This window comes from Microbacterium sp. GW823-FHT02G05 (assembly GCF_058797175.1).
In genome coordinates, this window is record NZ_JBXAJK010000001.1 from 556,173 (window position 1) to 579,433 (window position 23,261).

General features: G+C 64.8%; 19 protein-coding genes. 8 read left to right on the forward strand and 11 right to left on the reverse strand.

From position 1 onward, the window contains the following. Position 1 precedes the first annotated feature (1 nt). Together AC1REM_RS02610 and AC1REM_RS02615 are read left to right on the forward strand one after the other, a co-directional pair. On the forward strand, positions 2 to 979 hold the full coding sequence (locus AC1REM_RS02610) for a carbohydrate ABC transporter permease (protein WP_492513191.1): 978 nt from the start codon (positions 2 to 4) through the stop codon (positions 977 to 979). A gap of 2 nt (positions 980 to 981) precedes the next feature. Then, positions 982 to 1,908 carry a carbohydrate ABC transporter permease gene (locus AC1REM_RS02615; protein WP_492513192.1) on the forward strand — a complete coding sequence of 309 codons (927 nt, stop codon included), beginning with the start codon at positions 982 to 984 and terminating at the stop codon, positions 1,906 to 1,908. Between the two features lie 90 nt (positions 1,909 to 1,998). Here the strand turns inward: AC1REM_RS02615 and AC1REM_RS02620 are convergent, their stop codons facing one another. Next, positions 1,999 to 3,144, reverse strand: a complete 1,146-nt coding sequence (locus AC1REM_RS02620; RefSeq protein ID WP_492513193.1) for an ROK family protein — start codon at positions 3,142 to 3,144, stop codon at positions 1,999 to 2,001. A gap of 177 nt (positions 3,145 to 3,321) precedes the next feature. On the opposite strand from AC1REM_RS02620, the gene AC1REM_RS02625 reads away from it, so the two are divergent. Then, positions 3,322 to 4,440, forward strand: a complete 1,119-nt coding sequence (locus AC1REM_RS02625; RefSeq protein WP_492513194.1) for an ROK family transcriptional regulator — start codon at positions 3,322 to 3,324, stop codon at positions 4,438 to 4,440. 3 nt (positions 4,441 to 4,443) lie between these two features. On the opposite strand, the gene AC1REM_RS02630 is transcribed toward AC1REM_RS02625, so the two are convergent. Then, positions 4,444 to 4,743: a chorismate mutase gene (locus AC1REM_RS02630; protein WP_204938464.1), complete on the reverse strand. Its 300-nt coding sequence runs from the start codon at positions 4,741 to 4,743 to the stop codon at positions 4,444 to 4,446. Between the two features lie 93 nt (positions 4,744 to 4,836). Here AC1REM_RS02630 and AC1REM_RS02635 point away from each other — a divergent pair, with 93 nt between their 5' ends. The 4 genes from AC1REM_RS02635 (at position 4,837) to AC1REM_RS02650 (ending at position 10,678) form a co-directional block, all read left to right on the forward strand. Next, a complete protein-coding gene (locus AC1REM_RS02635; protein WP_492513195.1) occupies positions 4,837 to 6,042 on the forward strand; it encodes an AI-2E family transporter in 1,206 nt (401 codons plus the stop codon). A 156-nt stretch (positions 6,043 to 6,198) separates the two neighbouring features. Further along, positions 6,199 to 6,771, forward strand: a complete 573-nt coding sequence (locus AC1REM_RS02640) for a hypothetical protein (RefSeq protein WP_492513196.1) — start codon at positions 6,199 to 6,201, stop codon at positions 6,769 to 6,771. Between the two features lie 494 nt (positions 6,772 to 7,265). Further along, on the forward strand, positions 7,266 to 8,411 hold the full coding sequence (locus AC1REM_RS02645) for an ROK family transcriptional regulator (protein ID WP_492513197.1): 1,146 nt from the start codon (positions 7,266 to 7,268) through the stop codon (positions 8,409 to 8,411). Then, positions 8,408 to 10,678 (forward strand): glycoside hydrolase family 3 N-terminal domain-containing protein, encoded by a 2,271-nt coding sequence (locus tag AC1REM_RS02650; protein ID WP_492513198.1) that lies wholly within the window; start codon positions 8,408 to 8,410, stop codon positions 10,676 to 10,678. Before AC1REM_RS02645 ends, AC1REM_RS02650 begins: the two co-directional genes overlap by 4 nt. A 55-nt stretch (positions 10,679 to 10,733) precedes the next feature. Here the strand turns inward: AC1REM_RS02650 and AC1REM_RS02655 are convergent, their stop codons facing one another. The 9 genes from AC1REM_RS02655 to AC1REM_RS02695 form a co-directional block, all read right to left on the reverse strand. Next, on the reverse strand, positions 10,734 to 13,244 hold the full coding sequence (locus tag AC1REM_RS02655; RefSeq protein WP_492513199.1) for an NHL repeat-containing protein: 2,511 nt from the start codon (positions 13,242 to 13,244) through the stop codon (positions 10,734 to 10,736). 93 nt (positions 13,245 to 13,337) lie between these two features. Next, on the reverse strand, positions 13,338 to 14,267 hold the full coding sequence (locus tag AC1REM_RS02660) for a carbon-nitrogen hydrolase family protein (protein WP_492513200.1): 930 nt from the start codon (positions 14,265 to 14,267) through the stop codon (positions 13,338 to 13,340). Between the two features lie 2 nt (positions 14,268 to 14,269). Further along, the gene (locus AC1REM_RS02665; RefSeq protein WP_492513201.1) at positions 14,270 to 15,109 is read right to left on the reverse strand and encodes a carbohydrate ABC transporter permease; all 840 of its coding nucleotides are present in this window, start codon (positions 15,107 to 15,109) and stop codon (positions 14,270 to 14,272) included. Between the two features lies 1 nt (position 15,110). Further along, positions 15,111 to 16,040, reverse strand: a complete 930-nt coding sequence (locus AC1REM_RS02670) for a carbohydrate ABC transporter permease (protein ID WP_492513202.1) — start codon at positions 16,038 to 16,040, stop codon at positions 15,111 to 15,113. A 79-nt stretch (positions 16,041 to 16,119) separates the two neighbouring features. After that, positions 16,120 to 17,403 carry an ABC transporter substrate-binding protein gene (locus AC1REM_RS02675; RefSeq protein WP_492513203.1) on the reverse strand — a complete coding sequence of 428 codons (1,284 nt, stop codon included), beginning with the start codon at positions 17,401 to 17,403 and terminating at the stop codon, positions 16,120 to 16,122. Between the two features lie 149 nt (positions 17,404 to 17,552). Further along, positions 17,553 to 18,569: a Gfo/Idh/MocA family oxidoreductase gene (locus AC1REM_RS02680; RefSeq protein ID WP_492513204.1), complete on the reverse strand. Its 1,017-nt coding sequence runs from the start codon at positions 18,567 to 18,569 to the stop codon at positions 17,553 to 17,555. Between the two features lie 2 nt (positions 18,570 to 18,571). Continuing rightward, entirely contained in the window at positions 18,572 to 19,567 is a 996-nt protein-coding gene (locus AC1REM_RS02685) for a hydroxyacid dehydrogenase (protein WP_492513205.1), read from the reverse strand. Then, positions 19,567 to 20,631, reverse strand: a complete 1,065-nt coding sequence (locus tag AC1REM_RS02690) for a dihydrodipicolinate synthase family protein (protein WP_492513206.1) — start codon at positions 20,629 to 20,631, stop codon at positions 19,567 to 19,569. The genes AC1REM_RS02685 and AC1REM_RS02690 overlap by 1 nt, the downstream gene beginning before the upstream one ends. Continuing rightward, a complete protein-coding gene (locus AC1REM_RS02695; protein WP_492513207.1) occupies positions 20,631 to 21,665 on the reverse strand; it encodes an NAD-dependent epimerase/dehydratase family protein in 1,035 nt (344 codons plus the stop codon). The genes AC1REM_RS02690 and AC1REM_RS02695 overlap by 1 nt, the downstream gene beginning before the upstream one ends. A gap of 82 nt (positions 21,666 to 21,747) precedes the next feature. On the opposite strand from AC1REM_RS02695, the gene AC1REM_RS02700 reads away from it, so the two are divergent. Next, positions 21,748 to 22,134, forward strand: a complete 387-nt coding sequence (locus AC1REM_RS02700; protein WP_492513208.1) for a helix-turn-helix domain-containing protein — start codon at positions 21,748 to 21,750, stop codon at positions 22,132 to 22,134. Positions 22,135 to 23,261 lie beyond the last annotated feature (1,127 nt).

Below are 23,261 nucleotides of genomic sequence, written 5' to 3' on the forward strand. Positions count from 1 at the left end.
CATGAGCCAGAGCACACAGTCCTCGAACCTCGCGGGGGCGGCCAGCGTCCGCCCCCGCTCCCCGGGCTCGGCAGAGTCCGGAGCGTCCCGCGGCAAGCCCGGCGGACGCGATCTCGTCCGGGCCCTCCCCTGGATCGCCCCGGCGCTCGTCCTGATCATCGGCGTGGTGCTGTTCCCCGCCGGGGTGATGTTCTACAACTCCACCCGCAAGATCTCACTCTCGGGTCTCGACAAGGGCTCCGTTGGATTCGACAACTTCGTGACGGTGTTCACCTTCTCGGAGTTCTGGCCGATCTTCGGTCGCACGATCATCTGGGTCGTCTCCGTCGTCGCGTTCACGGTGATCATCTCGCTGGGCCTCGCGCAGATTCTCAACAAGGCCTTCCCTGGACGACAGATCGTCCGCATGGCCGTGATCATCCCGTGGGCCGCCTCCGTCGTCATGACGACGATGGTCTTCTACTACGGCCTGGAGCCGTACTTCGGCATCATCAACAAGTTCCTCGTCGACGTTGGGCTCGTATCGACACCCGAGGGCTTCGGCTGGACCCGCAATCCCGAGACCGCGTTCATCTGGTCGATTGTGATCGCGATCTTCGTCTCGCTGCCGTTCACGACGTACACGATCCTCGCGGGGCTCGCGACGGTCCCGGCTGACGCGCTCGAAGCCGCGAAGATGGACGGCGCCGGGCCCGTGCGCACCTACTGGACGATCGTGCTTCCGCAGCTGCGCGGGGCACTCAGCGTCGCCGTGCTCATCAACATCATCAACGTCTTCAACTCGCTGCCGATCCTGAAGGTCATGACCGGATCGATACCGGGCTACGGCGCGGACACCATCATGACGATGATCTTCAAATACATCGAGCTGCAGAAGAAGGTCGATGTGGCCAGCGCCCTGTCGGTCGTGGCCTTCCTCATCGTCATCGTGATCGTCGCGGCGTACGTGAAGATCGTCAAGCCCATGAAGGAGGTCTGAGCGTGAGCGTCGTCACCGAGACCCGTGTCGTCACGACCGCCGGCCGCGGCGGAGCCCGCCCGCCGGGGTCCGGCCGGAAGCGCCGCTACACCGCCGACCAGGTGTCGCTGCCGCGCGTCATCCTGCGCATGGCCGCCGGCCTCATCGTGCTGGGCGTGTTCATCCTGCCGTACCTGATCATGTTCTTCGGCTCGGTGAAGTCCAAGCCCGAGATCCGCTCGGTCAACCCCACCTACTTCCCCACAGAGTGGCACTGGGACAACTTCATCAAGATGTGGGATACGCCCGAGACTCCGCTCGTGCAGAACATGATCTCGACGATCGTGATCGCCGTCTTCGCGACGCTGCTCGTGCTGCTCGTCGCGATGCCGGCCGCCTACTACACGGCGCGGTTCAAGTTCCCGGGCCGCATGGTGTTCCTGTTCCTCGTGATCGTCACGCAGATGCTGCAGCCCGCGGTGCTGACCTCGGGTCTGTTCCGCCAGTTCGCGGCGATGGGCCTGATCGACACCTGGGCGGCGATGATCTTCATCAACGCGGCGTTCAACCTGTCGTTCGCGGTGTGGATCATGCACTCGTTCTTCGCCGGCATCCCCAAAGAGGTCGACGAGGCCGCGCAGATCGACGGCGCAGGTCGTCTCACCGTGCTGTTCAAGATCAACCTGCCGCTGGTGTGGCCGGGTATCGTCACGGCGATCGTGTTCACGTTCGTCGCCTGCTGGAACGAGTTCGCGGCGTCGCTCGTGATCCTCTCGACCGCGGGCAACCAGCCGATGTCGGTGGCGCTGACGAAGTTCGTCGGCCAGTACGAGACCAGCTGGCAGTACGTCTTCGGCGTCTCGCTCGTTGCGATCGTGCCGGTGATCATCCTCTTCATGCTGATCGAGAAGCGACTCGTCGGCGGCTTGACCGCTGGCAGCGTGAAGTAGGCACCCCAGAGAATCGGGATGCCACGGGTCTCGGGAGCTGCACCCCGAGGCCCCGTCCGGGCGCTGCGTGGGCCGCTGTGAGGGGCGGACCTACGCGCGCTCGGGTGCGAGAATCGCGCGCTCGGGTGTGAGCGTCAGCTGCGCGGGGCTCCACCGCACGCCGAGTGCGGTGGACAGCGCGAACTGCGCGGCTCCCGCGAAGGCGGGAACGTTCGTGCTGGCATAGCGGACGGCGAGAGGATTCGTTCCTCGGGCGTCGTAGGCGAGCGCTTCGCGGACGGCCTCCAGGAAGTCGTCGCCGAGAATCACGGCGGGTCCGCCGATGATGACCTCGCTGGGGTCGAGCATCGCGCCGACGAGCTTGATCACGCGAGCAAGCGCATCCGCGCCGAGGCGAAGGGTCTCGGGATCGACGGCGGCGAGCAGCGGCGCGACCTCCGCGTCGTCGAGGCTCTCGTCGTATTCGGGCCCGAGGATGGCGGTGAGTGAGGCGGATGCTTCGACACAGCCGTACCGGCCGCAGCGACAGAGCTGCGCCTTGGGCCCGAAGACCACCTGCACATGGCCGATCTCCCCGGCGCGCGTGCTGGGGCCGGGAGCGATGTCACCGTCGAGGGTGACGGCGCCGCCGACGCCGGTGCCGAGGTGTACGAAGAGGCGCAGCCCCTCGTGCTGCTCCTCTGTGACGACCTCGGCGATCGCTTCGGCGTCGACGTCGTTGATGAGCGCGACGCGCACACCGAGGATCGCCTCGTACTGATCGGCGAGCGGGACGTTCGACATGTCGAGCTGCACGCTCTCGAGCACCGTGCGACCGTCGGTGGCACCGGTGAGTTGAACGCTGGCGAACAGCATCCGCCCACCGAAGCGATCCGCGATGCGCGTGAGCATTTCGCGCACGGCACGGTCACGAGTCGTGGCCGAGTAGGCGATGCGCTCTTCGTAGACGGTGGTGCCGTCGAGGCTGACGAGCGCGGCGAGGGCATCCACGGGGCGCAGCACCATGGCGAACAGCAGATGGTGTCCGGCGTCGATCGAGAGGGTGGTGGCACGTTTCCCGCCGGTGCTGCGCGCCTGGCCACCCTCGACGACGAGGCGCGACTCGATCAGCTCTGCCACGAGGGACGAGGCGGTCGCGGCGGTGAGTCCGGTGGCGCGGGCGATGCCGGCGCGAGTTTCTTCACCCGGGTGACGGAAAACCAGCTGCAGTGCACGTCGGAGGTTGGTTCGTCGCACCGCAGCTTGGGAATCCAGACCTTCTTCACTGTGGGCCACGCCGCGTTTTCCGTTCTGTGTGGGGATCTTCGTTGAGCCTCATTGACTTGTCGTCAGCGCCAGCCTACGCTCGGAGCAATTAGTTTAGTGACTATACTAAGACGGTCGGCATCGACGCCTATACGAAGGGGGTTCGCGATGACCATCGCACCCACGCTCAGCAGCCGCGACGCGCAGTTCGTTCCCACCTCCCCTCAGCGGATGTCTCAGAGCATCCGCCGCCACAACCGCGCCGTCGTCCTGCGCACCCTCCTGCGGGAGAAGGTTGCGAGCCGCGCCGACCTCGCGCGCCTCACCGGCCTCACCCGCCCGACGATCTCCGAGGTCGTGCGCGGACTCATCGGCGACGACCTCGTGCTCGAATCCGGCCAGCGCCACAACTCCCGCCCCGGCAAGCCCGCGACACTGCTTGAGTTCAACCACGAGGCGATCCGCATCCTCGCCATCGACCTCTCCGACCGCGCGCAGGCCACCGCCGCGCTCGTCGGCGTCGACGGACAGGTCATCGAGCGCAGCACCCGCGCCGGTGTGAAGACCGAGGGTGAGATGAGCGAGGCGACCGTCGCGTTCATCCAGGAGCTCACCGCGGCCCTCGACCACCCCCTGCTCGGAGTGGGGATCGCCGTTCCCGTCGACAGCGTCGCCGCCTACGATCCTTCACGCCTGACCGCTTCTGTGAGCGGTGTGCTCGACGCTCCTGTCCACATCGCGATCGACGCCGACCTCGCCGCCAACGCAGAGTCGCGCTACGGAGCGACCGATGGCGAGTTCCTGCTCGTCCGCCTCGGCGAGAGCACGAGCACCGCGATCTACACGGGCGCACCGAGCGCGGATGACGTTCCACCGACGGCGCGCGAACTCGCGCACATGCTCGTCGACGGTGACGCCGGCGCCGTTTGCCGCTGCGAACGTCCGGGCTGCGTGCACGCCTGGATCTCGACGCCACTGCTCACGGCACGCCTGGACGCCGCTCGGGATGCCGATGCCCGTCGCCACATCCGCTCCGAAGCGGGTCGTCGCCTGGGCACGTCACTCGCCGTGATCAGTTCGGCGCTGGACCTTCCGCGCGTCGTCATCAGCGGCCCGGAAGGTGTGATCGACGACGACTTCGCGGCGGCCGCCGGTGAGGCGATGGCTGCTGTCGCTCAGACGCTGTTCCAGCCGATTCCGGGAGTGGTCACCGCGTCGACGGTCAGCGACGCGGTGCTGCGCGGAGCGGCTGCGCACGTCGCCGCATCCGAGCTGCAGCGCGTCTGAGTCTCAGCGCCCCTCGGCCGCGGCCGTGTGATGCCGGATGACCTCGGCGACGACGAAGTTGAACCACTTCTCGGCGAACTCGGGATCGAGGTGCGCCTCTTCGGCGAGCGCACGCAGACGTCCGATCTGCTGCTCTTCGCGATTCGGGTCGGTGGCGGGCATGTCGTGCGTGGCCTTGAGGTGCCCGACCTGCTGCGTGCAACGGAAACGCTCGGCGAGCATGAACACGAGCGCAGCGTCGATGTTGTCGATGCTGGCGCGCAGGCGCAGCAGTTCGGCCCTGGGGTCATCTCCAGCGGTCATCAGCACTCCCTCATCGATGTGACGTCTTTGACGATAGCGCGTCGCAGCAGGCAGATGCTCGCGAGGCATCCGGGAGAGCCCTAGTGTGAAGTCATGACTGACGACGCGCGCACCGACCTCGACGAGACGTCCACGGTCGAAGGCGGTGAGGGCGGAGCATCCGCGGAACAGAGTTCGGAAGCCCCGGCTCCGCAGAGGGCGATCGAGCCGCTGCCACCGCGCGCCTCTTTCTGGACGCGCATCGACCGACCTTTCGTCTTCGGTTTCCTTGTGACGCTGGGTGGCCTCGCCGCATTCCTGCTGGGGCTCGCTCTCTCGAACCTCTCGACGGTCCTGATCTACATCGCCTTCGCTCTGTTCGCGGCTCTCGGACTCGATCCGGCCGTCCGCTGGTTCGAGCGCCGCGGGCTCTCCCGCTCGTGGTCCGTACTCCTCGTGATCGTCGCCTTCGCCGTCGTGCTGGCTGTCATCATCACCGCCATCGTGCCGATCATCGTCGATCAGATCGCCTCGTTCTTCGAGTCGATCCCGGTCATGATCCAGAGATTCCTCGCGAGCGACTTCTACCACGGCCTCGAAGACCAGTTCGGCGTCGGCCTCAACGACCTCATGGCCGAGGTGCAGAAGTTCTTCAGTGACCCTGGCCGACTGCTGCAGCTCGGCGGCGGCGCCCTGCAGGTGGGCGGGGTGGCTCTGCAGGTCGGCGGTGCGATCGCCGGGGGCATCTCGGGCGCGATCATCGTGATCGTGCTGACGCTGTACTTCCTGGCGACCCTGCCCACGATGCAGCAGAACCTGACGCGACTGGCCCCGGCTCGCGACCGCCGTCGCATCTCGGAGATCACGATGCAGATCACCGACTCCGTCGGCGGGTACGTCATGGGCATGGTGACGCTCGCCTTCATCAACGCGATGCTCGTGCTCGTGCTCTACCTGCTGCTCGGACTGCCGTTCCCGCCCCTCATGGCAACCGTGGCGTTCCTGATCACTCTGATCCCGCTCGTCGGATCCGTGCTGTTCTGGGTGATCGGAACGTCCATCGCACTGTTCTCCAGCCCGGTCTCGGCCCTGATCTTCGCGCTCGTCTACGTGGTCTACATGCAGGTGGAGGCGTACGTCGTCACACCGCGGGTGATGAACAGGGCCATCTCGATCCCCGGTTCTCTCGTCGTGATCGGCGCCCTCGTCGGCGGCACCCTGCTCGGTCTGCTCGGCGCCCTCGTCGCCGTGCCGGTGACCGCGTCGATCCTGATCATCATCCAGCAGGTGTGGATTCCGCGTCAGGATTCGCGGGTCTGAGTCAGCCCACCCGATAGGCGCGGTCGACCGCTGCCGGCCTGCGGAGGGGCCGTGGCGCTGAGCTCACGAGCCCTGGCGGCGGCGCGCTCACGATCGCATCGGCGGAGCATCCGCCGTCAACATGGAGACGGTCAGGCGGTGCGCCACGGTCACACCATGAGCATTGCTCGTCACCTACGCCACAGCAGCGCAGCGGCCACCACGGCCACCCTCGCGGCACTCGCCCTCACCGCGTGCACGCCCAACGTGACAGACACCCTTCAGCGGTCGACCGCGTCGTCCATCGAACACATCCAGGACGACCTCTGGCCGCACCGCGATGAAATTGCCGCGGATCCTGAAACAATCATCGCGCTCGGAACCGTCGCGGACGCCCGTCAGGGCATACCGCCGGAGTACAACCGCGACAGAACGCTCCTCTTGGATCTGAGTGACGCCAGCGACGGTCCCGCTCTTACATTGCTCACATCAGGCGGAACGGAGACCGGGGGCGGTTGGACCTACGACCAACAGTCCGCAGCGGTCTGCTTCACCCTGACGTTCCCTACGAGTCACGATCGCATCGTCACTACTCCCGCAACATGCCCTGACATCCCCCAGCTCGAGCACTTCGACCGCGTCTACTCCCTCGACGAGCTCAATGTGCGACGGGAGACCACCATCGCCGATTACCCCGCCCCCATCTGCCAGTGCTCTAGCGGAGGTGATTGCGACTGCCCCGGCGGCTAGGGATGCGCGCAGTAGGAGATCCTGCGCCAGACCAGGACGAGCCCCACTCGTTCAGCCGTCTCCCTCCCCGCCCGCCGGCCGGTCCCAGAAACCCCGCCCCGCAGGCACTCCAACCCCGCGCTACTGGGACAGCCCGCGACGACGCCCCTCTCCCCCCCCTATCCCGCGTACCCGTCCGCCACGGTCAGCGCCTCATCAAGCACACTCAACCCCCCATGCTTGCAATGATCAAGGTCGCGGAAGCCACCCAGATCGTCAGAAGATTCGCTGGAATCAGACAGATCGTCCCATCTCGGCCAGCCCTCTCCTCCAGCGAACGAGTACCAGTGCGCCATTAGGATTATGAAACTTCATTTGGATAAGATCGTTCGCATAGTGATCGATTCACTTTTCGCCACACTGCCGCCGAGAAGCGTCATCAGACAGGCGAGCGGAACATCGATATTTCGGATTCGGTGGCGTAATCGATGCCGGCAGACATGAGGATGGACGCGATGAAACCCACACGAGAGTCTGTCGCGGCTCGGATTGCGATCCGCCTGCGCGACGGCGAAAGCACAACAGTGACCGACCTCGCCCAGGCGCTCGATCTGTCGCGCACCTCGATCGAGAGCGCTGTCACCCAACTGCAGGCAACAGGCCTCGTTCGTGAGCTCGCCGCTCAGAACAATCGCGGGGCAGGTCGCCCCGCGCGCCGCTACGAGCTCAACCCGGAAAACGCCTTTGTCGGCGGTGTGGACATCGGGCCCCACAGTGTGCGCGTGGTGATCGCCGACAGCGCAGGACGCGTGATCGCACACAAGGCATTCGGTGGCGTCGAAGACAGCGAAGGCGGCGCACGCAAGCTCGACCAGGTGGTCGATGCCGTCTCGCAGACCCTTCGCTCGGCAGGCGTCCCCTCCCGACGGCTGCGCGCACTGGGAGTCTCACTTCCGGGAATCGTCGATGACACCGGTCGCGTGGTCAACTCCGTCGTGATCCCCGAATGGTCGGGGGTAGACATCAGTGGCCTGCTGACGAGCGCTCTCCACTGCCCGGTCACGATCGACAACGGCGTTCGTCTTGCCGCGGTTGCTGAGCATCACCTGGGTGATGCTCAGCTCGTCGACGATGTGCTGTACGTCTCGGTCGGAAACCGCGTCGCCCTCGGGCTGATCATCGACGGCGCTCCTCGTCGTGGCGCCCACCATGTCGCAGGAGACGTCGGACGCCTAGCGCTGCGCGGGCTCGATCATCCCTCGGGACAGATCGAGTGGTCGAGCGCTGCAACTGCCGCTGAGGTCTTCGCCCTCGCCTCCACCGGCTCCGCAGACGCTCAGCGAGAGATCGACACCTTTGTGCGCGAACTCGCATCTTTCATCGCTCTGGTCGCTATGACCGTCGATCCAGAGATGATCTTGATCGGCGGAGGACTCTCGCTCGCTGAGGAAGCCCTCCTCGTGCCCCTGCGCGCAGAAGTCACTCGACTGATCGGAGAATCTGTCGGCATCCCGCTGCGCCCGGCCCGACTGGGACCGGACGCGGCCACGTATGGCGCGCTCGTGCACGCCTTCGCCGATCATTCGGAATCGGTCTACGGTCTGCACCTCTCGCCGGTGCCCACAATCGTTCCGCTCACTGCTCCGTGGAGGACGTCATGACCCTCGACGCACACCTTGATGTGACGAAGACGCCCGCAGAACGCGTCGAGGCGCTGCTCTCGATCATGACGATCGAGGAGAAGGTCGGTCAGATGCTGCAGCTTGACGCGCGCACCGACCTCGAAGACGGCGTGCTCGGGCTGCAGGCGGGGTCGATTCTGCACACCTCCCCCGAACTCATCTACGAGGCGCACGCGCACACCGAGAAGACGCGGCTGCGCATCCCGCTCCTGATCGGCGAAGACTGCATCCACGGTCATTCGTTCTGGCCGGGCGCCACAATCTTCCCCACCCAGCTTGCGATGGCAGCATCGTGGGACGCGGAACTGATCGAACGCGTCGCACGAGCGACCGCCGTCGAAGCATCGGCCACGGGAGTGCACTGGACCTTCTCGCCCGTGCTCTGCATCGCACGCGACCTGCGTTGGGGCCGTGTGGGCGAGACCTTCGGCGAAGACCCGCATCTGATCGGCGAACTGAGCTCTGCGATGGTGCGCGGCTACCAGGGTGCAGGCCTTGCGGACCGCACAGCAGTGCTGGCGACGGCGAAGCACTTCGCCGGCTACTCCGAGACGCAGGGCGGCCGCGACGCGAGCGAAGCCGACATCTCACAGCGCAAGCTGCGCTCGTGGTTCCTCCCGCCCTTCGAGCGCATGGCGCGCGAAGGTTGCCGGACGTTCATGCTCGGTTACCAGACCATGGATGGCGTACCGATCACGACCAACGACTGGCTGCTCAGCGATGTGCTCCGAGACGAATGGGGCTACACCGGAACTCTTGTGACCGACTGGGACAACGTGGGCCGCATGGTCTGGGAGCAGAAGGTGCAGCCCGACTACGCGCATGCCGCTGCAGCCGCAGTGGTCGCAGGCAACGACCTGGTCATGAACACCCCGAAGTTCTACCAGGGTGCGCTTGACGCAATCGCGGAGGGTCTGCTCGATCCGGCTGCTCTCGATGCGCCCGTCCGTCGCATCCTCACCCTGAAGTTCGAGCTCGGTCTCTTCGAGAACCCGCGCCTTCCTGATCCTGCCGTGCAGGAGAAGGTGATCGGCACCCAGACCCACACCGCACTGAACCTGGAGATCGCCCGACGCTCTGTGGTGTTGCTTCGCAATGACGGCTCGCTGCCTCTGACGGACAGTCTGGCTCCGGATGCCACCGGCCGAGCCATCGCCGCGCAACCACGGCGACTCGCGGTCATCGGCCCGATCGCCGATGACGCGCAGACGCAGCTGGGCGACTGGGCGGCAGGCTCTGGACAGGTGGGATGGATCACAGAGGCCCCGCGCACGATGATCTCGACGGTGCTCGACGGCCTCAGAGACCTGGCACCGGCAGCCTGGTCCGTCTCGTATGCGCGCGGCGCCGACATCCTCACGCTTGCTCCCGACCCGGCCGGAGACTTCTTCCCGGATGGCCAGCCACGGCCTCCCATCGTGGTGCCCGCTGCGGTTGACCCCGCGCTTCGAGAAGAAGCCGTGGCTCTCGCGACACAGTCAGATGTGGCGATCGTGGTCGTGGGCGACCGCATCGAGCTTGTCGGAGAGGGACGCTCTTCGGCCACCCTCGACCTCATCGGCGGGCAGGCCGATCTGCTCGACGCCGTGATCGCCACGGGCACACCGACCGTCGTCGTGCTGCTCGCGTCAAAGCCGCTGATCCTGCCGCCCTCTGCCGAGAAGGCATCTTTGCTCTGGGTCGCCAGCCCCGGCATGGCCGGAGGTACCGCGGTCGCCGAGATTCTGCTGGGGCTGACCGAGCCATCCGGCCGTCTGCCGATCACGTTTGCTCGCCATGCGGGCCAGCTCCCGGTGTACTACAACCAGATCCGCGGTCAGCATGGCGACCGCTACGCCGACCTCACTCAAGAGCCCGCTTTCGCCTTCGGCGATGGGCTGAGCTACACGACCGTCACCTACGGCGCGCCGACCCTTGAGAGCGATGCGCTGTCGCGCGCCGACATACTGCGCGCTCGGATCACTCTGCGGAACACGGGCTCGCGCCGCAGCACTGAGGTCGTGCAGGCGTATGTGCGTGACCTGGTGACCTCTGCCAGTTGGGCCGACACTGAACTCAAGACCTTCGCGGTCGTTGACATCGACGCCGGCGAGACCGTTGAGGTCGAACTGGAGATTCCGGTCGCCGATCTCACGATCGTGAATGCCTCAGGCACGCGTGTCGTCGAGCCCGGCGAGTTCGAGCTGCTCGTGGGCGACTCTTCGCGGGCGAGTCGGCTGCAATCGGTGGCCTTCACCGTCGCCTAGCGACCAGGTAGAAAGAGGGGCATCCGCGAACGGATGCCCCTCTTCCGTTTCTCAACTAGGGCTGGCAGACTGCGGGTCGCGCGACGTTCAAGTCGATCGAACGCAGTTCAGAACCGACGTGCGGGCCGTCGTTGAAGTACAGACGGCAGTCCGATCCCAACGCGAGGTGGAATCCACCGTCGTAGAGGCGGGTCGGCGCGAGCGTGCTCTGGTCGACGATCCAGATCGATCCTGCCGCGTAGGCGTACAGGTCACCATTGGGCAGGAAGCCGATCGTGGTTCCCGAATCGTTCCAGGTGGGAACCGTCGAGCCCGTGCCCAGAGGCACCGTGGCGGTGACCGTGCGTGTCACGGGATCGAACTGGAAGAGCCGGTTCTGAGCGACGCCCCAGACCGTCCCGTCATCCGCCGAGGCGAGTGCCGTGATCGAGGTCACGCCGGGGAAGGGAGCACCATCCCAGACGGCCGTATCAGTCACGGTGTCCCAGACGAACAGCTTCGCCGTGCTCTGTGTGGGCGTTGTTCCGAGACCGCCTGCGGTCGTCGTTCCACCCACGATGAGCGAGCCGGATGCCGCGAGCGAGACGACACCCTGGTCGGGGACGATGTCATCATGCACCGTGGCGGTGCCGGTGACGGTGTCGATGAGGGTGAGCGCCCCCTGCAGCATCCCGTACCCGGCGATCGTGCCGACGGCGAGCGTATCGCCCACTTTCGCCAGGCCCGAGGGGCGATCCTGACCCTGCGCACCAAGCTGCGCCAGGCTTCGCGGGTTCACGCCGTAGTCGAAGGGCTGAGCGGGGTCGAACTCGAGGATGTCGGCGTGCGGATAGATGCCGAGGTAGAGCTTGCCGTCGGCCATGAGCATTCCCTCGGCCTGCCCCACTGTCCCCTTCGGATACTGAGTGGCTGTCTGGGTTGCGGTGTCGAACACGCTCAGACCACCGGACTGGTAGCCGGTCGCATAGAGTTTTCCGTCATCCGTGCCCAGCAGCGATCGGATCGCTGCCGCGGCGCCGTCGACCTCGGGCGTGAGCTGCCACACCGCGTCGTCGCCGGGCGAGTAGTTGCTCATCGTGCCGCCGTAGAAGACCGTCGAGAGGCTGCGGCCGTGTACGGGATCAGTGAACCAGCCCGAGCCCTTCGAACTGGGCACGATCGTGGTCGAGGCGATCTGCACATCTGACGCGTCGCGGGTAGAGGGGTCGTAGGAGCGGAAATGCAGATCCTCCCCGATCCAGTACACGCGCCCATCCGGGCCGAGAGGAGACACGTTGACCATGAGCGACTGCGTACCGAGATCGGTCCACACGCCTGTGGTCGTCGAGTAGTGCATGAGCACATCGTCGGTCAGCCGCAGGAAGAGGTCGTTTCCGACCGACTGCATGTCGTCGATCGAGAGGGCTCCGCTGCGGTTCGAGGGAAGCGGGATCTGTGTCGTCGCCCCTGTCGAGAGGTTTCGCCGCAGAAGCTTGGCACCGTCCATCCCCAGCCCGAGATAGGCGTAGGAGCCGACAACCTCGACCGCGCGCAGGTAGGCGGAGTTCGCATCCGGGCGACCGCGGTCAGTGAACGAACCGGTCGCCGGGTTGAACTCGACGAGTCGGCCACCCGGGTACGTGCCGATGAGCACGGTGCCGGACGGCGTGACATCCATTCCGAAGAGCGCAGAAGTGCCGGGGTAGGGCACACCCAGGTCGTCGAGTCCGTCGACACCCGGTGCCATTCGGTACAGGTGGCCGTTCAGAGCGCCGCCGATGTATGCCGTGCCGTCGGGCATCGTCGTCCCACCATAGAAGGCTCCTGCGCCAGTGGCTTCCCCAATGGCGATGCGCTCTCCCGTTGCGGCATCCACCTGCGCGATCTGTGCGACAGGGTCGCCGTTCATCGGCAGGTACGCGATCGTACGCGGGCCGACCTCTGCGTAGACCGGATAGTTGAGACCGATGTTGTGGATGATCGATCCATGCGAATCCACGGCGGGCGAGTCGTCGACGCGCACGCTCACATCATCGATGTAGCCCTTCACGCTGTAACCGTTCGGGGCGAAGTAGAACACGGCCGCGGCCACCGCACCAGCGGGCGCCATCGCCGACCACTGAGCCTGGGTCCACCACGACGAGGTGTCGAGGATCTGCATCGAACGGTCGAGAAGAGTCCCGGACGAGTCGAAGAAGTCGAGGTACACATGCGGCGGTCCGGTGAGCCACGACGAGACACTCGTGACGTAGCTGGTGCCAGCGGTCACAGGGAAGCGGTCGCTCTGCAGCCCGAAACCGCCCGTGGTGGTGTCGATCCACAGCGAGTGCGGCGCCGAGGTGTACTGGTTCAAAGAAAGCGGTATCTGATTCGGCGTCGTCCACATCACGTTCCACCCGGGAACGGGATCCGAAGACGTCGGGGTCTCGTCGAATCCGCCGTTGGCGACGAGATTCGGACCCTGAGCCGCGGCGATCGACGGCGCCGTGAGCGCCGTCGCCAACAGGCCGATCGCCACCGCCATCGTCGCGACGACTCTGCGTCGTCGTCGCGGACGAGTCTTGAATTCGGGACTGAAAATGGTCATCCCTGCTCTCCTTCGAACTGATGACGCGCTTCGCAGTGCGAAGCGCCGGGAGGCACGGTGCCTCCACGCCCTGCTGCCCTTCCCGGCGCGTGGTCAGCCGCCGGAGGCCTCGTCTCGGGCACGCTCGGACGCCGAGAGGTATTCGCGCGCACGAACGAAATCGAACTCGGCGAGCATCTGCTCAAGCGGCACCGCACCGGTCGCTGAGAGGAGAACCACACCGATGAGACCCGGGTCTGCGATCTCGACCGCGGCCCCATAACGGCGCTTGAGTTCGACCAGACGAGCGAAGTTGTCATCCAGGTGCACCACTGCCGTATCGAGAGACACGTGGGCTACGGCCATCGCTGCGTAGTTCGTGCTGCTCGCGATGACTCGACCGACGGGGTCCACGAGCGCCGAAGGCGCGGGTTGCGCGATCGCCGAGAGCACGAATGCCTCTGCTTCGTACGCGAGTTGCTGTTGCAGGAACCCTCCGTGGAAGTTGGAGGGGAAGACGATGATGTCAGGACGCTCCGCCGCAACCCGCGCGCGCTCGGTCGCGAAGTTCAGATCGAAGCACACCAGGGCGCTCACCCGGCCGATGTCGAGGACGAAGACAGTCGATTGCTGTCCGTACGACAGGCCGAGCCTCTCTGCTTCGTCGAGCGTGACGACGCGCTTTTCGTGACGACCTGCGATGTCGCCGGCGCGATTGATCGCGGTCACCGTGTTGAAAAGCAGACCCTCTCTTTCGCGCACGGCATCGAAGATGATGTTCGTGCCGATCTCGACAGCGAGCTCTTGCAGAGCACGCTCAAAGCGGTCACCCCGTGCGGCGAAGTAGTCGGCGCGGTGTGCCAGGAACCAGCTGTCTTCGGGCTGATCGGCGTATTCGGGCAGCAGCACGAGGTCTGGCGAGTGCAGCGCAGCTTCCTGCAAGCGATCCCGCCAGTGAGCGATCATCGCGACCACAGCTTCATCCGCCGATGCCTGTGCCGACACGGTTCGCGGGGTCGAACCCAGCGCGATCAGAACGACCATGCTCACTTCATCCCACTCGTCATGGTGCCTCGCTCGAAGTACTTCTGCAGAATCAGGTACACGATCACGATCGGCACGAAGGTGATGACGGCACCCGCCATGGTCTGCGCCATCGACGCGTCCTTGGCGAACATCGACAGCAGCCCCACGGTGACGAGGTAGTTGTCGGGCGTCCGGGTGACCACGAGCGGCCAGAGGAAGTCATTCCAGTGCCAGAGGAAGACGAACACCGACAGGGTCGCCATGACCGGCTTCAGCTGCGGGAGGAGGATACGGAAGAAGATGCGCCACTCACCTGCGCCATCCATTCGCGCCGCCTCGAAAAGCTCGTCGGGTACACCCGCGATGAATTGACGCATCAGGAACAGAGCGAACATGTTCACGAGCGTCGGTGCGATGAGACCCCAGAGCGTGTCGACGCCGCCCATCTTCGAGATCATCAAGAACTGGGGAATGAGCGTCAGGTGGTACGGCACCATCATGGTCGACATGATGAGCCAGAAGAGGACCGCGCGCCCGGGGAACTGCTTCTTCGCGAAGACGTAGGCCGCAGTTGTCGAGATGAGCAGCACGAGCACGACCGAGATCACGGAGTAGAGCAGCGTGTTGAGCATCCAGCGCCCCAGGTCGGGGTTGCTGAGCATCGCCTCATAGGCGTCGAAGCTGAGGCCTGCCGGCACGAGTGCATCGGGGAGCGTGATCTGCTGCCCGCCACGCATCGAGAGCATGACCATGACGTAGAACGGGAAGATCGTTCCGACGGCGACGAGCGCGAGCGGAAGGTGGGGCATGAACGCCCGCAGGCGACGCCGCAATGGGCGGCGGGAGGTCACAACAGTCACGTCAATCCACATCCTTGAAGAAGCGGCGCTGAACCAGGCTCACGACGAGGGTGATCGCCAGCAGGATGACACCGATCGCACTGGCGTAGCCGAAGTCGAAGGAGCGGAAGGCGGTGTCATAGATGAAGTACGTGAGCGTGTAGCTCGAGCGCACGGGTCCACCGCCTGTCATCACATAGATGAGGTCGAAGACCTGAAAGGACTGGATGATCTCCAGGATCACCACGAAGAACAGCTGCGGGCGGATCTGCGGCAGAGTGATGTGCCAGAAGGTGTGCCAGGCGTTCGCCCCGTCCATGCGCGCCGCCTCGTAGTACTCAGCGGGCACCGCGAGCAGGCCCGCGAGAATGATGAGCATGTCATAGCCGAATCGCGTCCACACAGATACCAGCGACAGCGAGGGCAGAACAAGCGAATCCGAGCTGAGAAAGCCCACCGGGTCGAGACCGAACATCGTGAGCACACCGTTGAGTGGGCCTTCGGTGGAGTAGATCCAACGCCACACCAGACCGGTGGTCACGAAACTGGTGAGCACCGGGAGGAAGTAGAGCGCTCGATAGACGCGGATGCCTCGCATCGAACGGTTCGCCATCATCGCCATGACGACCGATACCGCGACCGTGGCGGGAACAGCGATCGCGACGTAGAGGAATGTCACGCGCAGCGATTCCCAGAAGACCGCGTCTGCGAACAGACGCTGGAAGTTGTCGAAACCGATCCAGGTCATCGACCCGGTGATCTGGTACTTGAACAGACTCAGCACCATCCCCCACAGAGTCGGGGCAAGGCGGAACACCACGAACAGAACCACGAACGGGGCCGCGAACAGCACGAGGGTCCATGCGGTTCCCAGACGTCGGCTCGGGCGCTTCTTCTGGGGAGCGGGGGTCACGCTCGGCGGCGTCGGCGGGGCGACAAGAGTCTGAGTCATCTGCTTCTCCTGGGCGGGAGGGGTGACCGGGAGCGGCGGGGTCCGCTCCCGGTCGATAAAGGCCTGGGTGGCCCGGTGGTCAGCCGCGAGCGATCGTCGCGGAGACCTCATCGGCTGCGGTGTTCAGCGCTTCCTCAACGGAGGACCGCCCCAGCAGCGCAGCCTGCAGCTGCGGAATCAGTGATGTCTCGATCGCTGCGGTGAACGGCGAGAGCACGCCGGCATGCATCCGGTCGATGTACTGCCCCTGCTGTCCCATCAAGGTGCCCGCTTCGTAGATGTCACCCTGATCAGCGCGCGGCGAGTAGTAGCCGCGGTCGAGGTTGAAGGTCGCCAGGTTCTCAGGCTGCGTCACCCACTGAATCCACTTCTTGGTGGCGTCGACGTTCTTCGAGCCCTCCAGCATCGCCAGCGTGCCGACCGTGCCGAAGCCAACGCCCTCGCCCTTCTGGCCCAGAGGCGCCTTGATCACGAGGTCTTCCTCGGGAATGCCCCACTGTGTCAGCAGCGATGCCTCAGTGGCGAAGGTGAAAGCGACCTTGCCCTGTGCGACAGGGTTGAGGTCTTCCGACGCCTGCACGGTGATCGCCTCGGTCGGCGCGTATCCGCCGTCGACCATCGCCTTGATGAAATCAAGCGCCTCAACGCCCTCCGGGCCGTTGAAAGTGGGCTCGGTCCCGTCTGCGGAGAGTACCTCACCACCGGCCGACCAGAGGAAGGGGTAGAAGTTGAGGTTGGCGGCGGCCGTCGTCGCCGTCTCGACCTGCATGACCCAGTAGCCCGCTTCCTTGATCTTGGGGGCGACTTCAAGGACTTCTGCCCAGGTCGTCGGGTAGTCAGCCTCGGCGATACCCGCCGCGTCCATGACCTTCTTGTTGAAGATCGTCGTGTTGACCGAAGTCAGCACGGGTGCGCCATAGAGCTTGCCGTCAACCGTGGCAGCAGCGAGCGTGTGCGGCGCGAAGTTCGCCTCTTCTTTGCCGAGAACACCGGTGAGGTCTGCGAGTGCTCCCTGTGCCTGGTAGCCGGGAATCTGGAAGTCGTTCATGTAGAGCACGTCCGGACCGCTGCCACCGGCGATTGCCGCGGTGAGCTGCTGGTCGCGGTTCGCCCACGGCTGCACGACGATGTCGATGTTGATGTCCGGGTTCTCCGCCGTGAAGGCGTCGACGATGGGCTCCCATGTCGCGGCCTCACGGTCACCGGCGATGGGGTTGACCCACATCGTCACGGTTCCCCCCGACTCGGTCCCCTCATTGCCAGCACCACCGGCGCACGAAGTGAGTACGAGCGCTCCGGCCGCCACTACCGCGGCTCCGATCGCCATCCGGCGCACGAATCCGTTCTCTCCTGCAAACATCATTGTCCTCATCTCGGGTGAGCAAATTGCTGCGTTCGATCCCTCTCCGCGTTCCGTCGTGAAGCTGAAGCACGGAGAGGGATCGGTTCGGGCTTGGTTTCAGAATGTCACGGCGCGAAACATTATGCAACACAAGTTTGATAACTCTTGCTTCACGTTTCGTTACGTATTTTCCGTTGCGAAACCGAAGCATCGCCGTGTTTCCATATCCAGGTTTCGGAAGGCTCCTTCTCATTCCGACCTGCCGCCCCGGCGCGTATGGCGTTGATCACCACAGTTCGCGACTTCTCCCACGGAGCGGGCACGGCTCGCGCGCGCGCAGCGGCCTGAAGCTCCTGCGCCAAGCCGAGGAAGCCCAGAGACAGATTCGGCTGCTCTCCATCGAGGTCGACCGAGAGCGTGCCATCGGCAGTCACGACGTCAATCGCGTAGGCGTCCGGTCCCGGCGAACCCGTGACCAGAGCGTGCACGGGCACGCGCTGCTCACAGCCGGGAAGACGCAAGAGACCACTCACGCCCGCAGCATCCTCAGACCGAGTGCGCGAGCCGAGTCGCCGACGAGTCCACCCCCCTGCCGCTTCGAGTTCAGCACCGGGCAGTACCCGATCAACCATCTCCCAGGCGTGGATCCCCACCGTGAGCATCGTGCCGCCGCCCCGGTCGGGGTCGTCCTGCCACGATCGCTCGGGGGTTTGGAACGCGGCATTGTCGTGCTGAGCGCGCACTCGAATTGCGAGGACCTCGCGACCGAGCACCCGCTCCGCCAGATCTTCGAGGGCGGGGGCGAACCGCAGCACTGAGCTCGTGCCGACGGGCACAGCGGCGAGAGAGATGGCCTGCTCCCAGTTCCACAGCTGCCGCGGAGTCGCCGCGATCACCTTGTTGAAGAAGACAGGCATCGTCGCGATGCTCGAGGTGAGAGATCGCGCCAACGGGACAACATGGTGCGGAAGCGGTGTTGCGACGCAGATATCGGCATCCAGCGACTGCAGCTGCGCAGCATCCGGCACCGCTCGACCGCCGAACCTGCTCGCAAACTCCGCCGACAGCGTCCTGTCGTGATCGAACACCCCGACGATCTCAGCGCCCAGAGTGAGGAGATTCGCGGCATCAGTGAAAGGATGCGAATGCGCGAGCCCCGCGAACGCGACTCGAATCGGCGAAGCCATTGCTACGCCATGAACTGCAGGTCATCGCGGGCGACCGCATGGCGAAGCGGTGCGCCCTGGGCGAAAGCAGCGACCTCGTCCACCACGATGCCGCCCTGTCGCCTGCGCCCTTCGTGCGTGCCCGCAGCGCGATGCGGGGTGAGCAGCACCCCAGGGACCGAGCGAAACGGGCTCGAGCTCGAAAGAGGTTCTTCATCGAAGACATCGATTGCAGCGCTCAGCCGACCGCTTCGCAGCTCGTCGAGCAAAGCGACCTCATCGACAAGCCACGACCTGGCCGTGTTGACGACTCCCGCGCCATCGCGCAGAAGGGCGAGCTCTCGGTGGCCGAGCAGATGATGAGTCTGGGGAAGCGACGGAGCATGCAACGCCACGACCCGCGCGCGAGCGAGTGCCTCTGTCAGAGGTACAAGTTCTGCGCCCAACTGCGATGCCTCATCGATGCTCAGGGTCGGATCCACCAGCAACGGCACTGCACCCAGAGCCTTGATCATCTCGAGGTAGCAGCGCCCCGTGCGTGACGCGCCGACCACGCCGATTGACGTACCCAGGATCTCGTGCTGCACGCCTGCCGATTCGTCGTACCACCTGCCCGTCTCACGCAGAGCATTGTGCATCTGCGGCATCCGGTGCAACAGGCCGAGAGTGAAGGTGAGCGACACTTCCGCAACGGAACGCGCCATGCCTGCGCCCGCCTGGGTGACCACAACCCCACGGTCGTCCAGAGCATCGGTCACGAACGGCTTCACGCTGGCACCTGTGTGCGCGACAACACGCAGCGCAGGCAGCGCATCGAGCATCGCCCTGTCGAAAGGACGAGCTCCCCAGCTCGTGATGACGACCTGCGCGTTCGCAGTATCGCCTTCGTCGAGGGCGTTCAGACGCGCGAACCTGCCGCCCAGGGCGGCGGCCGATGCCTCCAGCCGCGCAACGTCATCTTCGGAGAAGAACTCCTCGAAAAGACCAGCAGACACGGCGGCGACGATCGTAGCGCCCATCAACGCATCCATTCCTCAAGGTGCTCTTGGATGAATGCGTCATCGTTCAACTGGGGATATGCCAGTCGCACACGCGAGATCTCCTCGGCCTGCCCTACCGAGAGCCCCTCATCGGGATCAAGGCACCACACACCTTCCAGAATGCCCTGCTGGCGAAGCATCTCATGCACGCCGGCGATGACACCGCGGAAGTCGTTGCCTGGGTCGAAGACAGCCTGATTGAGATCGACGAGATCTGCAGAAAGGCGAGCGAGCTCGCGCGAGGCGGTGAGGTCTCCTCCCGTTGCGCGGCGCGACAGATCCAGCATCGAGACCGCGGCGCGAGTACCCACAGCCCACTGCCCCAGCAGCCCGCCGACGAAGCGCAGAGTGCGCGCACCCCCCGGCGCATCCACGTGGTACTCCGACATCAGATCCGCGACGATCGCGTCGTCATTGCCCGTGTAGAGGGCGACGTCGTCGGCGCGACCCGACGCGGCGACGCCGCGCACCAGTTCGAGTGTGCGGTAGCGATCGAAAGGCGCCGCCTTCACTGCGACGACCGAGGGAATGGTCGCAAACTCGCGCCAGAAGTCGCGGTCCAGGACAGGGCCGCCAATCGCGGTCTGCAGGTAGAAGCCGATCAGTGGCAACACCTCTCCGACTGCACGTGCACGATCAAGGAGATCTCTCTGATCCGCCCCGGGCACACGCGGACTGATCAGTACCGCGTCGTAGCCCAGTTCTCGGGCAACCTCGGCCTCTGCCACTGCTTGCGCTGTAGGTCCGGCGACGCCGGCAATGCGCACGACGGCGGTGTCACCGTGCGCATTGAGCTCTTCTGCTGCGAGCGCGAGGATCGGTTCGAACAAGGCGTGCTCGGGATCGCGGATCTCGAACTGGGTGGTGTGCACACCGACCGCGATCCCGCCGGCGCCCGCCGCGAGGTAGTAGCGCGAGAGCGCGCGCTGGCGACGCTCGTCAAGCACGCGGTGCGCGTTCAGCGCGAGAGGGTGTGCGGGAATCACAGCACCGCGAGCGAGGGTCTGAGCCGCTTCAGGACGCAGAGCAGGTACAGCAGACATCAGAACTTCCCATCGCGCACAGACCATTTGGTCGGCTTGGCTGTCATCGGCAGCCCCGACTGCATCCACGCGGCCTGCCACTGGATCAGTGTCTCCGCAGACACGGCCGGGTAGCCGAACAGGGCCATGCACCGACGCGCGTCGCTGAGCAGCGCGGTCGGCTGCGGCTCATCGACGATGGTCACTTCGCGGTTGAACGCAGCGCCGAACCGGCGCGCGATCGACTCGACGTTGAGCAACTCGGGCCCCGTGAGGTTGATGGTGAATCCGTCCGACGACGCGTGCAGCAGACTGCGCAGAACGACTTCGTTGGCATAGCCCTGCCAGACCACGTTGACGTTCGCGGTCGCGATCGACACCGGTTCCCCTGCGTAGACGGCGCTGCCGATGTCAGCGAGCACGCCGTAGCGCAGGTCGACAGCGTAGTTGAGGCGGATGATCGCGATCTTGGTGCCGCGCTCTTGGGCGCTGAACTCGAAGATCCGTTCACGCCCAAGGCATGACTGGGCATACTCGCCGATTGGTGAAGGGGGGAGTTCTTCGTCCGCTCCGCCCGAGCCTGGGGAGACGAAGGGGTAGACGTTTCCCGTAGAGAGCACTGAGATCGCGCTGTCGCGATAGCGCCGTGCGACACGGTCAGGCAGGGCGGCGTTGACTTCCCATGCCCAGGATGCGTTCGTGGCCGCCCCGAACTTCGCCCCCACCATGAAGACGACGTTGGGAGCATCAGGCAGCGTGCTGAGATCGTCGTTCTCGATCAGGTCGAAGGGCACGACCTTGACGCCTGCCTCTTGCAGACGTGCGCGCACGGCCGCATCGCCGAATCGCGAGACGGCGAAGACCTGGTCGTCCACTCGACCTGCGGCATCGAAGGCGTTTCGCGCGAGCATCGCGAGCGTCGGCCCCATCTTGCCGCCAGCTCCCAGGATGACGAGATCGCCTGCCCCATTCGACATGTCGTCGATGAGAGCGGAGCTGGGAGTCGCCAGTGCCTGCTCAAGGTCGTTCTCAGAGGCGAAAGCGTGCGATTTCACGTCATGCAGTCCTGTTCTTCTCGGCCCGAGTTTCCGGTGCCTCATGCCCGTCGTTGCGCTGTCACCAGGTGACGAGCCTATTATGACACATAGATTGGATAATTATCGTTCGCCCTCCTTCTTCTGTCCGAAAGAAGAGCTCCGACCTGGTGGCAGATTTTTGACTTTGCACTGGGGCTATTTTCGAGACGCCGGTCACCGCCAAACGCACCCCAGAAGCAGGTACGACACGTGCCAAGACACTCTGACCGGGGCATCCGGTCGTGCAGGGCGGCACCCCGCCACGAACGCGAGAAGACGCCCATGGACTCAACGAAGAAGCCCATCGACGGCGGCAGCATCCGCCTCACACCTGTCGCGCTCGGTGTACTATCGGCGCCTCGCGCTCATCAGCGAGCTGCTCGGGGTTGAGCTGGAGGACGGGGAGACGCTCACAAGGCTGCGCCTGGCGATACTGGCGCGAGGATGACAAGCATGAGCCTCGGTCTCATCGCTCCTCAGATTTCAAACTCTGCATCGACGACGAAATCACGCGACCCCACGTCGAGCAAGTAGTCTGCCGCGTCACGACGCCACAGAATGTTCCTGATGCACATGAGGCCAGCCCCAAACCACTCGGGACTCGCCACCACCGGAGGCTGCCCTTCGAACGCTTGGATATGGGGGCCGGTAAGAGGTCATGCTCCACCGGCATCCAGCGCAACACTCCACAGGCCTCGCAAGTCTCGGAACCCACGCCATGAAGAGGCACCAGGAGTCGTTCGAGATCCCCTACATCAAACCACTCGTGGGCAGTTGATTCGATAACGATCTGCGACGCACCAAGATCCTCTCCCTCGGGGGTGAGCACCGGCCGGAACTCAAGTCCGAGTCGCGGCCGGCCTCCACCGCTGATTTCTCCACACAGTGGAAGTCATAGAGCCAGTTCGGCACCCATGCGCCAGCTACTGTCAGGCCGCGCTTCTGCAAACGCAATGCTCCTACCTGCGGCACCTGCGGGACTCATCCGGCCACGGCCACCCGCGCGGGCGCCGAACAGAAAGCAGCACGTACTTTGTCATCCCAGCCCCAATGCGTGAAGAACATCTGAATAGCCGCGATACATGAACTGCATCACGTCTCTTTGAGAAGATCAGCTCGGGCGCGAGCGAGCTGCTCGGCGTAGTCAGCGTCGAACGGTGCCACCAGCTTCGATTCGAGCTGCGCCTCGAGATCCCAGAGAACGCGCATCTTCGCAGGATCGCCTCGGAGAGAACCCGTTTCGTTGTTTGACGCCAGCCATTCGAACAGAACCAGCGCTTCGCTCATTCGCAGCGAAAGAGGGACAACTTCATCCATAGTCCAGGTCAGTCACTTCCGTTCGCGCGCACCGCGCACTAGGAGTCCGTGAGAACGGCGACGATGATCCGAAAAACTCCGAATGCGATGATGCCGACGCCACCGATGACGACGCCTTTGACTCCAACGTGTGCGTACATGTCTGCCATTGGCTGACCGTAAAAACGCTTGATACCTCGAATGATCAACCTATAGAAGGGCCGCCGCACCAGAATGCCGACGACTCCTAAGCAAACGATCGCAATTCCGATCAGTATC

Excerpts from the sequence above, each read along its gene's own strand:
- AC1REM_RS02625 (WP_492513194.1), top strand. The coding sequence starts at position 3,322 with ATGACCATCGCACCCACGCTCAGCAGCCGCGACGCGCAGTTCGTTCCC.
- AC1REM_RS02645 (WP_492513197.1), top strand. The coding sequence starts at position 7,266 with ATGAAACCCACACGAGAGTCTGTCGCGGCTCGGATTGCGATCCGCCTG.
- AC1REM_RS02700 (WP_492513208.1), top strand. The coding sequence starts at position 21,748 with ATGACACATAGATTGGATAATTATCGTTCGCCCTCCTTCTTCTGTCCG.
- AC1REM_RS02610 (WP_492513191.1), top strand. The coding sequence starts at position 2 with ATGAGCCAGAGCACACAGTCCTCGAACCTCGCGGGGGCGGCCAGCGTC.
- AC1REM_RS02630 (WP_204938464.1), bottom strand. The coding sequence starts at position 4,743 with ATGACCGCTGGAGATGACCCCAGGGCCGAACTGCTGCGCCTGCGCGCC.
- AC1REM_RS02685 (WP_492513205.1), bottom strand. The coding sequence starts at position 19,567 with ATGGGCGCTACGATCGTCGCCGCCGTGTCTGCTGGTCTTTTCGAGGAG.
- AC1REM_RS02680 (WP_492513204.1), bottom strand. The coding sequence starts at position 18,569 with ATGGCTTCGCCGATTCGAGTCGCGTTCGCGGGGCTCGCGCATTCGCAT.
- AC1REM_RS02660 (WP_492513200.1), bottom strand. The coding sequence starts at position 14,267 with ATGGTCGTTCTGATCGCGCTGGGTTCGACCCCGCGAACCGTGTCGGCA.
- AC1REM_RS02650 (WP_492513198.1), top strand. The coding sequence starts at position 8,408 with ATGACCCTCGACGCACACCTTGATGTGACGAAGACGCCCGCAGAACGC.
- AC1REM_RS02655 (WP_492513199.1), bottom strand. The coding sequence starts at position 13,244 with ATGACCATTTTCAGTCCCGAATTCAAGACTCGTCCGCGACGACGACGC.
- AC1REM_RS02635 (WP_492513195.1), top strand. The coding sequence starts at position 4,837 with ATGACTGACGACGCGCGCACCGACCTCGACGAGACGTCCACGGTCGAA.
- AC1REM_RS02640 (WP_492513196.1), top strand. The coding sequence starts at position 6,199 with ATGAGCATTGCTCGTCACCTACGCCACAGCAGCGCAGCGGCCACCACG.
- AC1REM_RS02690 (WP_492513206.1), bottom strand. The coding sequence starts at position 20,631 with ATGTCTGCTGTACCTGCTCTGCGTCCTGAAGCGGCTCAGACCCTCGCT.
- AC1REM_RS02670 (WP_492513202.1), bottom strand. The coding sequence starts at position 16,040 with ATGACTCAGACTCTTGTCGCCCCGCCGACGCCGCCGAGCGTGACCCCC.
- AC1REM_RS02675 (WP_492513203.1), bottom strand. The coding sequence starts at position 17,403 with ATGATGTTTGCAGGAGAGAACGGATTCGTGCGCCGGATGGCGATCGGA.